Genomic DNA, 15,569 nt, shown 5'->3' with positions numbered 1-15,569 from the left:
ATGTTATCCTTTGTGAGTATAAATCAAAAACATTTGGAGACAACAGCGATCGGAAGAACGAGCCGTACCTGGAACGGATATCTGCAGAACGTAAACTATTCTAAGAAAGAAGGATAACATCATGAATGTAACAACCGTATGGAAAGGCAAACGCGCGTTTACTTCCGAAGGACCCTCTGGCTATGCTGTAGGCATGGATGCCACGGCTGCTTATGGTGGCGACAGCAAGGGTGCTACACCGATGGAACTGTTGCTTGCAGGTCTTGGAGGATGCATGGGAATCGATATTACGATGATTTTGGATGCCTTCCTGGACAAAATCACCGGAATTGAGATTGAAGCTCAGGGTACACGCAGTGAAGGAATGCCCAAAGGTTTTACATCCATTGATCTGATCTTCAAAGTCGATGGAGATATCCCGGATTATCGTATCTGGAAAGCCATCCAAATGGCTGAAGAAAAATACTGCGCTGTATCGGCTTCATTGAGCGCGGATATTCATCCTAAACTGATTCTGAATGGGGTAGAGACACCCCGTCCTTAATTGATCAATAGCTTCAGCAAAAGGGTCTTGCGTTTATATCGCCATCTGTTTGCGATGCAGCATATCTGCAAGCCCGGCCGCCATACCCATGGCGGCCTTTTTATTGTTTTTGTATGGCAAATACATCATTTGGTCACTGCAATTGAGCAGGAATGTGTGCTAATCTAAGGAATAATTGCCGCGATCACAAACCTGCAAATTTAAGAGCTTATACGGGTTGTATGGTATGATAAGTGGAAATGCAGGAACCAATGGATCTTGCCATTTATATGTAAGCGCTTATATGGGCAATGGAAGGTGCAGATATGTTAAGAAGGTTTATACGTGTATCGAACAATCTCAAATTGAAGCATAAACTGCTGATTTCCTATGTACTTGTCGTCATGATTCCGGTTCTGATCATTGGTCTTGCCGTGACCGGATATTTCCGGCAGCAGGCACTGGATAATGCGATCGGGCAGACCATCAACAACGTGGACAAGATCAAGAGCCAGACAGCCACATTGCTGCGTGTGCCGACGGATATTTCCGATATTCTGATGTTCAACAACGAACTGAAGGAGATTGTGAACAAGCGCTATTCCAGCGTGATGGAATTGACCTCTGCTTATTTGGCCTATAAGGATTTTCAGGAATACAAGCGACAATACCGTGAGGTGGCAGGCATTCGTTTTTATTCCGATAACCCCACCTTGATTAATAATCTGGAGTTCATCCCGTTGAACGAGCAGACGAAGGAAAGCTATTGGTATCAAAAAGCGCTGTTATCGACGAACACGGGATGGTTCTACATTCCGGACAAGGAAGATAATCCGGTTCACAAACTCAGCCTGGTGCGCAAAGTGCCTTTTCCTGAATATCGCACCGAGGGAGTACTGCTGATTGAAATCAATCAGGATGAGCTCAACGAGTTGCTTCGACAAGAACCCTTTGAAACGCTAATTGCGGATGAGCAGGGTTATGTTGTGGCTGCCAAAAATACGGATCTGGTGGGCAAAACGCTGGACGAGCTGGATTTTGGCGTCGATTTACAGAATCAGGCCAAAGGAACACTGGAAGCTGATTTTCAGGGAGAGCCGTCCAATATTGTTATCGATGAGCTGCGCCCTGTGTCGAGTATGAACAGCTTGAAGGTGATCTCCGTCTTCGAGACCAAAGATATCGTCAAGGATGCCAATACGATCAGTCTGATAGGTATGCTCTTTATCTCCCTTGTCTTAATCATTGCACTCTTACTTGTATATATTATTTCATTCCTTACTTCGAACAGGCTGCTTCGTCTTAGCAAGCATCTGAACAAGCTGGCCCTTGGGGATCTGAATGTGACATCCCGAATCGACGGAGACGATGAAATTGGACAATTATCGAGACAATTCAATTACATGGTCAAAAGCATAAACGAACTAATGACTCAGGTCGTTGAAACGACCGAGCAGAACAACCAATTGGAAATCGCGCAGAAAGAGATTAAACTGAAAATGATGGCAAGTCAGATTAATCCTCACTTTTTGTTTAACGCCCTGGAGTCCATTCGCATGAAAGCTCATATCAAAGGGGAGGCCGAGATTGCGAATATCGTCAGACTGCTCGGCAAACTGATGCGCAAAAGCCTTGAAATTGGGAGTGGCAAAACGACCTTCCAGGCTGAGCTCGAGATGGTAAGCTCATACCTGGAGATACAGAAATTCCGCTACGGGGATCGGCTTGCCTTTCAGATTCATATCGATCCCGGAGCAGAGAAAATATACATTCCGCCTTTGATCGTTCAACCTCTGGTGGAAAACGCCATTGTGCATGGATTGGAGAATAAAGAGGGAACGGTCCATGTCAATGTAGATATTCGTCTGGTCAATGATGTGGTTCAGGTTCGTGTCAATGATGATGGTGCCGGTATTACACCGGAGCGTCTTACAAAGGTTATGCAATTTATCCGCGGACCGGAGGAGCAGGAGAAGAGCCGGATTGGGCTGCGCAACGTGCATCAACGGTTAACGCTGACATACGGTGAACCGTACGGATTACAGATTACGAGTGTGTACGGAGAAGGAACAGAGATTGCTTTTGACTTACCTTCAGGAGGGGAACAGCATGTATAAAGTATTTTTGGTGGATGATGAACCGAGCATACGCGAGGGACTGACAACGATCATAAATTGGGCAGAGTATGGATTTGAGGTGATTGCTACCGCAGCCAGTGGACGGGAGGCCATTACTCGATTTGATGAGCTTAAACCTGATCTGACCATTATCGATATCCGTATGCCGGGCATGACTGGACTGGACGTAATCGAAGAGGTGCGGAAACAGCATCCTGGATCACATTTTCTCATTCTGAGTGGGTATGCCGATTTTGATTATGCCAAGAAAGCAATCAGCTTCGGTGTGGATGGGTACTTGCTCAAGCCTGTGGATGAAGAGGAGATCATTGGTGAGCTTCAGCGTATTGCTGCAGTGCTTACACGTGAGCAGGAGACACTGGCACGTCATGCAGGTGAAGATACGGCATATCGGGAGCATCAGATCGAGGCGCTTCTATTTGATAATCTGGAAGGCGTCGGTCCCATCGAAGAGGATGCCCTTGGATTGAAATGGCCGCAATATCAGGTTGTCCTGTTAGAGATGCATACCGCACCTGATGTGCAGCGTGGAGGTGTAGTTAAACGCAAACTGGCAGAGGCCTTTGATCAAAAGGATCGGGGAATTGTCTTCTCTTATCATTCGGGTCTTGCCTTGCTGTGCAAGGATCCAATCACATCGGCTTCATCTGCCGAGCATCTATATGATGAGCTGAAGCGGCTGCTCGGAGAATGGAACATTACGATGTACGGAGCAGCAGGCGAACCGGCCAATACCACTTCCGAGATTGTCAGATCCTATAAACAGGCTAATGGACTGCTGGCAGAACGTTTTCTATTCACCGAACAACGGATTATGTTGTGGAATGAAGAGCTTGCTGCTGAAGGAACGGCTGCTTCCATGATCGGCGAAGATGAAAGCGCTGAGCCTGAAGAATCGGAACTGGCAGACAAGCTGTATTATGCGCTCGACATACGCAGCATGGAATCTGTAACTCGGGTGCTGGGCGAGATCGAGGAGCGAATTGTTCCTTACCACCGGACAGAGCAGGCCATCAAAACAGCGTTCTCTCAGGTGTTCTCCATGGCTATCAACAAACTGGCTGCCTCGAACCAGCATATGCAGTCCATCATGCAGGAACATTCTGTCCTGATCAACGAAGTATATCATCAATTAACGGTATCTGATCTGAAGGCGATGGCAGAAGGCCATCTAAGCCGTCTTATTCAACGTATGGGCGGTGGCAGTAAAGATACGGCACTAAAACAAATGATCGATTTTATTCGGCGTAATCCTGGAGAGAATCTCAAGCTGGAGGTTCTTGCCGAGGTGTTCAACTATAACAGCAGTTATCTGGGCAAGCTGTTCAAGAACCACACGGGAGAGTATTTCAACGCATTCCTGGACAAGGTTCGTATGGAAAAAGCGAAAGAACTGCTTGATGAAGGGTTAAAGGTACATCAGGTTGCCGCAAGAGTCGGGTATGCCAATGTGGATTATTTTCACGGTAAATTCAAGAAGTATGTGGGAGAGTCTCCTTCGGCGTACAAACATGCCAGATCCCAATCTAAAGATCAGCCTGAAGAGCCTGACGGCGTATAGTCGCAGCTAAAATAGCTTTGCTTTTTATATATTAATTTTCTTTTCTTAAGATATAAAACGTTTTCGAAAATGCTTCATGTCTTCATTTGCATCATGACATAGTCCATCGTCTTCCTTATATAAGCAATGGTGTCTTCCATATGTACGTCTTAAACTGGAAGTATCTAATTCCGGACAAGGAGACCATCAGATGAAACCATCGGATATACAAGCTGTTCGCCATACGTTTGACCTGAAGGGGACCTGGAAGTTCTGTCTCGAAACAGACCCTGCCAATGGCGGGAGACCGCCACTTTCTGATGAATCCATATGGGGAACGATTCAGGTTCCAGGTTCCTGGGAAGAGCAGGGGTATGGAAATGAGCCGGATTATCTCAGGATGGATACATGGACCAAAATACGTGAATACGAGGGTGCTGCCTGGTACTCGACGATAGTCGATCTTCCAGTGTCAGAGCCAGACTGCGAATATGTATTGAGACTTGAGGGAGTCAGATGGACAACAGATCTCTGGGTAAATGGACATCATGCCGGGCAGCGTGACAGTCTGCTTGTGGCGCAGGAATGGGACATTACATCCCTACTCGATTCGGGAGGGCAAAACCAGCTGGAATTGCGCGTGGATAATACGATGAAGCTGCCTTTGGCCGGAAGTCATATTCATTCCATCCACACAGCTACAGCTTGGGGTGGAATTACAGGTGGAGCCTATCTGGATCGGCTACCGTCTTCCCGGATCAAGCAATTGTATATCGAGCCTGACGCCGAGAACGGGATCGTAACGATCCGGTATGATGTAAGCGCTAGCGAGTCAACCAAATCCAGCACATGTCAAATTCATGTGGATATTAGGCACCCTGATGGAAGCTGGCTTTCGAGGCAGAGCCGCACCATCGCTTCGATGTCTCTTCCGAATGAGGACCAACAATTCGAAGAAAGTTATGGCACGGAGCAGTGGGATCTGGACCTGGGCCAGGAGAAGGACATTGCTCTGTGGTCGGATAGATCTCCGAGGTTATATCAGGTCGTTGTCTCCTTGCAGGATGAGGGAGGAGAGCTGGATCGGGTGGAACGGACATTCGGCATGCGTTCCTTCAGAACGAATAGAAAGAAGCTTGAGTTAAACAGTGTGCCTGTATTTTTGCGCGGATACGTGGATTGTTGCATTTTTCCGTTAACGGGTTATCCGGTCTGGGACAAGCAGCATTATGTACAGCAGTTCCGTACGGCAAAGTCTCACGGATTCAATCATGTACGTCTGCATGGCTGGAGTGCACCCCGGCCGTTCTGGGAGGCTGCAGATGAAGAAGGCATGCTTGTCCAGGCTGAACTTCCGCATTGGTCACGGTGGTTTGAGAATCGTGACGTGAAGGCACCGGCAGAGATCATGCTATTTTTAACCCGGGAATTAAAAGGATTATTACATTCCTTGCACACACATCCTTCCTTTGTCATGTTTTCGTTGGGTAATGAACTGATTGGTCCTAACGGACATCCTGAATTGAATGATTTGGTAGAACTCGCTCGTTCGCTTGACCCCACACGGTTATATACGGATAATACAGGCTTTGGGCAGCTGCCGGCTCAAGGCCGAAATGCAGACTTTTATATTCAGTCATTGAACTGGCACCCTCCACTGGAATCCGAGCTGTCTGCCGTACCGGATACAACGCTGGATTACCATGATGTCACCCGGCTTACGAATAATCCGGTCGTTGGGCATGAACATGCACAGTTCACCATGTATGTACGCCCTCAGGAGCGAGAAAAGTACACAGGCGTCCTGCGCCCAAGCTGGTTGGAGTCCATTGAAGAGTCCATTGCACGCAGAGGCCTGGCGGATGATGTGGAAGATTTTCAGCAAGCAAGTGGCATACATCTGCTGCGGTCGTTAAAGGAAGCAATGGAGCGAGTTCGCCGCACACCAGATGCAGCGGGCATACAACTGCTTGATATCCGTGACTTTCCTGGACAGGGACATGCGACCACGGGAGTTCTGGACGTGTTCTGGGAGAGCAAGGGGATAGTGGAACCAGCAGTATTCAAGCAGTTTAACGAAAGCATTGTGCTCTTGCTGGGTAGTAGACAGCGGACTTACTATGCTGGGGAACCTGTCCATATTGAAGCCAGCATATCTCATTATGGAGAGAAGCCGATTGTAGGTGCCTCCATCCATTGGAAGCTAATCCGTAATCATATCATTGAGGATGAGGGTGAGTGGGCACATGGAGATATTAGCTGCGGCTCTGTTGTTTCGCTTGGGCGTCTAGCCATACAGGCACCTAAGCATGGGGCTGCTGCCTTTGTCATTGAAGCTGAGATCAGATCAGGCCATTCGGAAATTGTTGCGGCCAATGTCTGGTACGGTTGGTCGTTTCCTCACTATCATCCTCACAACCGATCTCATCGGATCTGGAATTGCGTGGATGAGCTGCAACCATTTTTACCGGATTCCTATCATCGCCAGGTGGACCCTCTGGACGGGAAAGACTTGATTAGCCAAGGTCAAATGGACCTGGTGATCATCTCTTCACTTACGCCTAATGTACTTGATTATCTTATGAATGGTGGCAGTGTCTGGCTTCAGGTTAAACCGAATGAACTATATGATGCTGTAGACACCAAGTATCTGCCTGTATTCTGGAATTATCTCATGTTTGCAACACAATCTGGAGCAACGATGGGAATGAATTTGCAGGAAAAGATACCTCTGCTGGGCCGTTTCCCGCATGATCAGGCTTCGGATTGGCATTGGTACCACCTGGTAAATGGTACTCCTGCGATATGCCTTGATTCGTTACATGGAGTACGTCCATCTCTTGAAGTCATTGATCATTTTCACAGAGCGAAACGATTGGCATATGCTTTTGAGGCCAGAGTGGGGCGGGGGAAACTGCTAGTATCGTCTTTGCCTTTTACCAATGTTTCCATGATGAAACGTCCTGAAGCTGCCTTCCTGTTTCAGGAGATGGTCGCGTACTTGTTGGGAGATCAATTCGATCCTGTAGCCACGATATCGGTGGCCGAGTTGCTGGGCATCGTCAAGCTGCAGACCATTCAATTCACATTATGATTGCGAGGACCTGATTCAGGTCCTTTTTCTATTCTCTAAAAATGAAGGTAAACGATTTCTATAAAACGTTTTCGTAATTTAGCATTTTAGATTATATCTACCTTTTTATGGCGTAAATTGTAGATGAAAGCCTTTAAAACACCTGATTTTGAGCAGATAATGTCGAATTCTGTGGGGGGATATCTAATTTTTATATGATTTTCTCTAAAATCCAGATGGTATTTTGAAAACGCTCTATCAGTTATGATGGATCTATAAAACAGAGGAGGGGGAACGGAGATGGAAACGCTAACAAAAAAATCCGCTTCCGCGAAAAAAAGCAGTAACCCCAAGCCGCCAACGAACAAACGGCGGAACGGAATTTGGGATAGCATCAAGCAGCAGAAGTATCTCTATCTCATGTCACTGCCATTCGTAGTTTGGGTTTTTGTATTTAACTATCTGCCGCTATGGGGATGGACGATGGCTTTCCAAAATTTCAAACCAGCCAGATCGTTCAGCGACCAAGAATGGGTTGGTTTTAAACACTTTGTAGAGCTGTTTAGCGATGAGCGGTTCTATCTGGTACTTCGAAATACGCTTGCAATGAGCTTGATGGGGCTGATTGTCGGTTTTGTCGTGCCGATTTTCTTTGCAATTCTCTTGAATGAGCTCAAAGGCATGTTCTTTAAACGTGCGGTGCAAACGGTATCATATCTGCCTCACTTTGTATCTTGGGTCGTGGTTGCAGGGATTATTACCAAGATGCTCTCCACCGATGGCGGGATTATCAATGACATTTTGGTAGGTCTTAATATTATCGATCAGCCAATCCAGTTCATGGCGAAGGGGAACCTGTTCTGGTACATTGTAACCGCTTCAGATATGTGGAAAGAAACAGGCTGGAATGCCATCATCTATCTGGCGGCCATTACTGGTATTGATCAGGAACTTTACGAAGCTTCCCGAGTGGACGGTGCGAACCGCTGGAGACAGATGTGGCACATCACACTGCCAGGTATTCGGACGACAATCTCCGTACTATTCATCATGTCCATCGGACACTTGATCAGTATCGGTTTTGAGAAGCAGTTCTTGCTTGGAAACAGTTTGGTGACCGACTACTCAGAAGTACTTGATCTATACGCGCTCAATTATGGTTTGAACATGGGACGATTCTCATACGGTACAGCGATAGGTATATTCAACTCCGTTGTCAGTATCATCCTTCTGTTTACAGCGAACGGGTTGTTTAAGAAATTCACCAAAGAAAGCATCATGTAGGGAGGGGGGAACACTATGGCGAACAAATCATTCAATGCTACACGGGGCGATAAACTGTTCGATATATTCAATATCATTGCTATGGCGCTGGTACTGATCGTGACGCTGTATCCATTCCTGAACGTGCTTGCGATCTCATTGAATAACTCAACAGATACGGTACGTGGCGGAATTTACTTGTGGCCGCGGGAATTTACACTGGAAAACTACAAAACGATCTTCCAATATGACGGGCTGCTGCAAGGTCTACAGGTTTCCATTCTGCGTACGATTGTAGGTACACTGCTCGGTCTGATCAGTTCCTCGATGATTGCCTTTACACTGGCTCGTCCGGACTTCAAATTGAGAAAATTCGTATCCACTGCACTTGCACTTACGATGTATTTCTCCGGGGGTCTGATTCCGGTCTACATCCTGATGCGTGACCTGAACCTGATCGGTACGTTCTGGGTGTATGTATTGCCAGGCATGATCAGTGCGTTCAACGTATTCGTTATTCGTTCCTTTATTGACGGACTGCCGTATGCGCTTCAAGAATCGGCGAAACTGGACGGTGCAAATGACTTTAAGATTTATTACAAAATCATCCTTCCACTCTGTAAACCGGTTCTTGCAACGATTGCATTGTTCCTGGCCGTAGGCCAATGGAACGCATGGTTTGATACGTATCTGTACAACGGTTCCAAGGCACATCTCACAACACTCCAGTATGAGTTGATGAAAGTACTGCAAAGTACACAGCAAGGTTCTGGTGCTGGACGGAATGCCAATGACATGGCACAGCAGATGACGCAGATTTCACCAGAGTCCATCAAGATGGCCATTACGATCGTTGTTACCGTTCCAATCCTGGTTGTATATCCATTCCTGCAAAAGTACTTTGTAGGCGGTATGACACTGGGCGCAGTAAAAGCATAATAATCAACAATATAGAGCTACCAAAAAGAGCAGCCGTAAACTAAAAAAAAGCATCAGGTGCCCGAGGCGTAACCAATTGGTTTGCGCCTCACCGTATAGGGCTGCGGAGCGGCATTCATGAAGCTATAGACAGGGACAAAAAAGTCCCGGATAAGACAGACATATGAAACAGGGAGGATTACCATTATGGCAAGTTTTAAAATGAAAGGGGCACTGGCTCCTGTACTTGCGATGTCTTTGCTCGCAGGTTGTGGCGGTGGAGGAACTGGCGGCGATACGTCGTTTAAAGACACAAGTGGTGAAACGACTCCGCTCACATTCAGCTTTTTTAGCGTCGATCCCAGTCCAAACTGGAATGGCATGAAGGATGAGGTTGGTCAGGTTATCACGGAGAAAACAGGAGTAACACTTAACGGTGAATTTGCCGTCAGCGGTGGTCAGGACAAAATATCCTTAATGGCAGCGAGCGGCGATTATCCCGATATCGTGTCACCCAAAGGAGAGCTTAGCAAGCTGGTGGATGCAGGAGCAATGTTGGATCTGACCGATCTGATTGACCAGTATGCTCCCAATCTGAAGAAGCTGTATGGTAATTACATGGACCGGTTGAAATACAGTAATGAGGATCAGGCCATCTATGTGCTGCCAACGTATTACGCGGTAGACCAAAAGTACTTTGATGCAGGTGGCGGGTTCGGTATTCAGCACCGTGTATTGAAAGAGCTTGGCTATCCTGAGGTGCGCACACTCGAGGATTTCGAAAATGTGCTGAAGGCATATAAAGAGAAACATCCGACGATTGATGGACAACCAACGATCCCTCTAACACTTGACGCGGATGACTGGAGAATCATGATCACGGTAACGAATCCGGCTTTCCTAGCAACAGGTGCACCGGATGACGGTGAATATTACATCAATCCGGAAACGTATGAAGCAATGCTTCACTACAAGCGTCCGGAAGAAAAAGAGTACTTCCGTTGGTTGAACAAAATGTACAACGAGGGATTGCTTGATCAGGACAGCTTCGTACAAAAAACGGATCAGTATAAATCCAAAATCGCAAGTGGACGTGTGCTTGGTGTAATTGACCAGGATTGGGGCTACTCCGATGCTGAAAACGCATTGAAAGCAGCAGGCAAACCTGAAGCAACATATTCACACTTCCCGGTAACCCTGTCTGAGGACATCAAGGATCATTCCTATCAGGACACGGGATTCGTATCCGGCTGGGGTGTAGGTATTACAACGACGAATCCGGATCCGGTTCGTACGATTAAATTCTTCGATTACCTGGCTTCTGAAGAAGGTCAAGTGCTGATGAACTGGGGAATTGAAGGTCAGCACTACGAAGTGAAGGATGGCAAGCGTGTCATTCCTGCCGATGTTCTGGACCAAAAGACCAACAATGCTGCCGTATTCCAAAAAGAGACGGGGATTGGTCTCTACACGAATATGTCCGGTCACTACGGAGACGGGGTTAAAGATTCGACGGATAACTATTACACCACGAATTTCCCTGAACAGATCGTAGCAGCTTATTCCGAACCAGAGAAAGAAACACTGCAAGCATATGGTGTTACAACCTGGAAGGACTTGTACCCAAGTGAAGATGAGTTCGCGGTTAAGCCATGGGGAGCGGCTTACAATTTGCCAACGCCAGGTGACTCCGATTACAACGTTATTTTCCAAAAAACGCAGGATATTATCCGTAAACGAATTCCGGAGGCTATTCTCAGTTCCCCGGATCAGTTTGACGGCATCTACGATGGAATGATTGCAGAAGTGAACAAGGCCGGAGCAGAAAAAATGGAGCAACAATACACTGAGCTTGTCCAAAATCGCGTTAAATTGTGGAATGGTGAAGCTCAATAATTGCTTATCGTTTATCATTCATTTTTTTGAAGAGAGGAACCCAGAAACCTGGGCTCCTCTTTTTGTACTAAAACGTTTTCCAAAAAACGTTTTCAAATTTACGAATTCACTATTGACAAGGACTTTCGGAGCGATTATTATTCAAGTATGAAAGCACTTACATCACTGGTATGACAGACCTTAACGGCTTTCCCTTCAAGTCTGAAATAAAGGAATATATCAGGTTTATTAATTTAAAGAGGTAAATATCAACTCAATTAGTAAGCGCTTTTAAAGTAATAAAAACTAAAGATTAACATCAAGATCATTCACTTTTCGGTATGTGCAGGCAAGCCTGTTATACAATAGATAGCTTCATTTTATCCATAAGGGGGATTACACATGAAGGGCAAAACACCAAAAACATTCGCAATGCTCCTACTCGCAAGTGCTCTTGCCATTACGGCAGGCTGTGGAGGAGGTACTACTGCTTCAGAAACACCAGAGGATACAGGGGATACAACCAGTCCAATCACGTTTACATTCTTTGGTGCAGATGCAAGTCCAAACTGGAACAATATGAAGGATGCAGTCGGCCAAGAGATTACCAAACGAACAGGTGTTACGATTGAGGCAGAGTACGATGTGAATAATGGCGGGGATCAGAAAATACCTTTGATGGCTGCCAGCGGTGATTACCCTGATATTATCTTTCCTAAAGGGAACTTATCGAAGCTTGTTGACGCAGGTGCTATGCTTGACCTTACCGATCTGATCGAGGAACATGCACCAAACCTGAAAAAAATCTATGGCGATCAGATGAATCGTTTGAAATACAGTCTCGAAGATCAGGCCATTTATGCGATTCCGACGAACATGGGCGTAGATAACGTTTCATTTGATGCCGGCGGCGGATTTGAGATTCAACAAAAGGTTTTGAAAGAGCTTGGATATCCAGAAGTAAAAACGCTTGAGGATTACGAAAACGTATTAAGAACCTACTATGAGAAACATCCAACGATTGACGGTCAACCAACCATTCCACTCACATTGAACGCGGATGACTGGAAGATCATGATTACCGTAACCAACCCGGCATTCCAGGCAACAGGTGCACCGGATGACGGCGAATATTATATCAACCCGGAAACGTATGAAGCGATGCTGCACTACAAACGTCCGGAAGAAAAAGAATATTTCCGTTGGTTGAACAAAATGTATAATGAAGGACTGCTCGACAAAGATACATTTGTTCAAAAAGACGACCAATACAAATCCAAAATTGCCAGCGGCCGCGTACTCGGTCTGATTGACCAGGACTGGAACTATGGTGAAGCCGAAAATGCCCTCAAAGCAGCGGGCAAAGATGACAGCACGTATGCTCACTTCTCTGTATCCCTGAACGAGGATATCGTGGATCACACATTCCAGCCAACTGGATTCGACGGGTACGGAATCGGGATTTCAACAACGGCCAAAGATCCGGTACGAATCATCAAATTCATGGATTGGCTTGCTTCAGATGAAGGTCAAGTGCTGAGAAACTGGGGAATTGAAGGTCAACACTATAATGTTGAAAACGGAAAACGTGTCATTCCTGACGAAGTTCAGGATCGTAAAGTCAACGATAACTCGGCATTTACCAAAGAAACAGGTATTGGTCTGTACAACATCTTCAGCGCAAGATATGGCGACGGGGTAAAAGATTCTACGGACAATTACTACACAACCAATTTCCCTGAACAGATTCAAGCGGGTTACACTCCAGCTGAGAAGGAAACGCTGAAAGCATATGGTATTACAACATGGAAGGATTTCTTCCCTTCTGAAGATGAACTGAAGTTGAAAGACTGGGGCGCTGCATACAATATGCCGGTTCCATCGGATACAGACTACAACGTAACATTCCAGAAAACACAGGATATCATCCGCAAACGGATTCCTGAAGCTATTCTGGCGAAGCCTGAAAACTTCGATCAAGTTTACGACGGCCTCCTGGCTGAACTCGACAAAGCAGGGGCAGTAGAGATGGAGAAACAGTACACCGTATGGGTGAAGGAACGTGTCGCCCTGTGGACGGGTAAAGATGTGAAATAACTGAAAAATTTCAGAAAACAACCTATAATTTAAAGCTTTTGTTCTGCAGAAAGAGGCCTTGTAAAAAGGCCTTTTTTTGTTGTTGACGGGACGGGTAGGATAGCATATAATCATTGATGTAAGCACTTTCAGTAAGCGTTTTAAAGAAGGTTTCGAAAACGTTTTACCAGTGTTAGAAGCATTAAAGTGATTTGTCCATACAATATATTTTAGGCTTACAAAAAGTATGGATTGGTCTTATGGGAAGCGCATACAGAAATGCGCTCCAAAAGTGGTATTCGCAGGCTTAGCCTGTTATACAGATAAAACCTTCATAATAATAGGGGGAACTAGACAATGAGAGGCAAAATGAAAGGCAATACACCTAAGACTTTTGCAATGTTGATGCTCGCAAGTGCGCTGTTGGTTACTGCTGGTTGCGGAAATTCGGGAAGCAAAAGCGCTTCTGAAGATTCAAACGGTACCGATCCGGTTACATTTACGTTTTTTGGTGCTGATGCAAGTCCAACTTGGAACAAGATGCAAGATGCAGTTGGTAAGGAAATTACCAAGCAAACTGGCGTTACAATTGAAGCAGAATACGATGTAAACAATGGTGGCGATCAAAAGATTGGTCTCATGGCTGCCAGCGGTGATTATCCTGATATCATTTTCCCAAAAGGTAATTTGTCTAAGCTTGTAGATGCTGGTGCGATGATTGACCTGACGGATTTGATTGAAGAGCATGCACCGAACCTGAAGAAAATCTATGGCGATCAGATGAATCGTTTGAAATACAGCACGGAAGATCCATCCATCTACACGATCCCAACCAATATGGGTGTAGATAATATGACGTTTGACGCAACAGGCGGTTTTGAAATTCAACAAAAGGTGTTGAAGGAGCTCGGCTACCCTGAAGTGAAAACACTTGAGGATTACGAGAATGTGCTCAAAGCCTACTATGAGAAACATCCAACCATTGATGGACAACCAACGATTCCGTTGACTTTGAATGCGGATGACTGGAAGATCATGATTACGGTAACCAACCCGGCATTCCAAGCAACAGGTGCTCCGGATGACGGTGAATATTACATCAACCCGGAGACGTATGAAGCGATGCTGCACTACAAACGTCCGGAAGAAAAAGAATATTTCCGTTGGTTGAACAAAATGTATAATGAAGGACTGCTCGACAAAGATACATTTGTTCAAAAAGACGACCAATACAAATCCAAAATTGCCAGCGGCCGTGTACTCGGTCTGATTGACCAGGAATGGAACTATCAAGAAGCTGAAAATGCACTGAAAGGTGCAGGCAAGGATGATAGCACATACGCTCACTTCTCTGTATCCCTGAACGAGGATATTGTGGATCACACATTCCAGCCAACGGGATTCGACGGCTACGGAATTGGGATCACAACTGCAGCGGAAGACCCAGTGCGTATCATTAAATTCATGGACTGGCTCGCTTCGGACGAAGGTCAAGTGCTGAGAAACTGGGGAATTGAAGGTCAACACTATAATGTAGAGAATGGTAAACGTGTTATCCCTGACGAAGTTCAGGATCGTAAAACCAACGATAACTCTGCATTCAGTAAAGAAACCGGTATTGGTCTCTACAATATCTTCAGTGCAAGATATGGTGATGGTGTGAAGGATTCTACAGATAACTATTACACAACCAACTTCCCTGAGCAGATTGTGGCTGGTTATACTCCTGCTGAGAAAGAAACGCTCAAAGCCTATGGCATTACAACCTGGAAAGAGTTCTACCCGTCTGAAGAGGAGCTTCCTCTCAAAGAATGGGGAGCGGCATACAACATGCCTGTGCCTTCAGGTACAGACTATGACGTAACGTTCAGAAAAACTCAGGATATCGTACGTAAACGGATTCCAGAAGCAGTTCTGACGACGCCTGCGAATTTCGATAAAGTGTATGATGACATGCTTGCTGAGCTGGATAAAGCAGGTGCAGTGGAAATGGAGAAACAATATACGGTTTGGGTTAAAGACCGTGTATCCCTCTGGACTGGCAAAGATGTAAAATAATCAAGCATGGATGGAGGTTCATCCATAGTATAGAAGAGGCCCTGAACAAGGGCCTCTTCTTGTTTGTCTTGTGATGTTTTTCGTTGACGAAGAATTCTAAATCCA

General features: G+C 45.8%; 9 protein-coding genes. All 9 read left to right on the top strand.

The genetic code is table 11. From position 1 onward, the window contains the following. The first annotated feature begins 121 nt into the window (after positions 1–121). The 9 genes from AC3WQ3_RS16655 (at position 122) to AC3WQ3_RS16615 (ending at position 15,464) form a co-directional block, all read left to right on the top strand. Positions 122–544, top strand: coding sequence for an OsmC family protein (locus tag AC3WQ3_RS16655; RefSeq protein ID WP_076311998.1), 423 nt, complete (start codon positions 122–124; stop codon positions 542–544). 305 nt (positions 545–849) lie between these two features. Then, positions 850–2,640, top strand: a complete 1,791-nt coding sequence (locus AC3WQ3_RS16650) for a sensor histidine kinase (protein ID WP_492472832.1) — start codon at positions 850–852, stop codon at positions 2,638–2,640. Next, entirely contained in the window at positions 2,633–4,222 is a 1,590-nt protein-coding gene (locus tag AC3WQ3_RS16645; RefSeq protein ID WP_492472831.1) for a response regulator, read from the top strand. Before AC3WQ3_RS16650 ends, AC3WQ3_RS16645 begins: the two co-directional genes overlap by 8 nt. Positions 4,223–4,412: 190 nt before the next feature. Next, a complete protein-coding gene (locus AC3WQ3_RS16640) occupies positions 4,413–7,295 on the top strand; it encodes a glycoside hydrolase family 2 protein (protein WP_492472830.1) in 2,883 nt (960 codons plus the stop codon). 279 nt (positions 7,296–7,574) lie between these two features. Further along, entirely contained in the window at positions 7,575–8,558 is a 984-nt protein-coding gene (locus AC3WQ3_RS16635; protein ID WP_336783942.1) for an ABC transporter permease, read from the top strand. Positions 8,559–8,573: 15 nt separating this feature from the next. Beyond that, positions 8,574–9,476, top strand: a complete 903-nt coding sequence (locus tag AC3WQ3_RS16630) for a carbohydrate ABC transporter permease (RefSeq protein ID WP_336783943.1) — start codon at positions 8,574–8,576, stop codon at positions 9,474–9,476. Positions 9,477–9,662: 186 nt separating this feature from the next. Beyond that, on the top strand, positions 9,663–11,351 hold the full coding sequence (locus AC3WQ3_RS16625; RefSeq protein WP_492472829.1) for an ABC transporter substrate-binding protein: 1,689 nt from the start codon (positions 9,663–9,665) through the stop codon (positions 11,349–11,351). Between the two features lie 381 nt (positions 11,352–11,732). After that, positions 11,733–13,427 carry an ABC transporter substrate-binding protein gene (locus AC3WQ3_RS16620; RefSeq protein WP_110821703.1) on the top strand — a complete coding sequence of 565 codons (1,695 nt, stop codon included), beginning with the start codon at positions 11,733–11,735 and terminating at the stop codon, positions 13,425–13,427. 348 nt (positions 13,428–13,775) lie between these two features. Further along, a complete protein-coding gene (locus AC3WQ3_RS16615) occupies positions 13,776–15,464 on the top strand; it encodes an ABC transporter substrate-binding protein (RefSeq protein ID WP_336783995.1) in 1,689 nt (562 codons plus the stop codon). Positions 15,465–15,569: the final 105 nt, after the last annotated feature.

The organism is Paenibacillus sp. FW104-T2 (assembly GCF_058789975.1).
This window is presented reverse-complemented; position numbering and strand designations above follow the sequence as displayed.

Bases quoted from the DNA above. Each gene is read 5' to 3' on its own strand.
- AC3WQ3_RS16655 (WP_076311998.1), top strand. From the start codon at position 122: ATGAATGTAACAACCGTATGGAAAGGCAAACGCGCGTTTACTTCCGAA.
- AC3WQ3_RS16645 (WP_492472831.1), top strand. From the start codon at position 2,633: ATGTATAAAGTATTTTTGGTGGATGATGAACCGAGCATACGCGAGGGA.
- AC3WQ3_RS16640 (WP_492472830.1), top strand. From the start codon at position 4,413: ATGAAACCATCGGATATACAAGCTGTTCGCCATACGTTTGACCTGAAG.
- AC3WQ3_RS16625 (WP_492472829.1), top strand. From the start codon at position 9,663: ATGGCAAGTTTTAAAATGAAAGGGGCACTGGCTCCTGTACTTGCGATG.
- AC3WQ3_RS16630 (WP_336783943.1), top strand. From the start codon at position 8,574: ATGGCGAACAAATCATTCAATGCTACACGGGGCGATAAACTGTTCGAT.
- AC3WQ3_RS16615 (WP_336783995.1), top strand. From the start codon at position 13,776: ATGAAAGGCAATACACCTAAGACTTTTGCAATGTTGATGCTCGCAAGT.
- AC3WQ3_RS16635 (WP_336783942.1), top strand. From the start codon at position 7,575: ATGGAAACGCTAACAAAAAAATCCGCTTCCGCGAAAAAAAGCAGTAAC.
- AC3WQ3_RS16620 (WP_110821703.1), top strand. From the start codon at position 11,733: ATGAAGGGCAAAACACCAAAAACATTCGCAATGCTCCTACTCGCAAGT.
- AC3WQ3_RS16650 (WP_492472832.1), top strand. From the start codon at position 850: ATGTTAAGAAGGTTTATACGTGTATCGAACAATCTCAAATTGAAGCAT.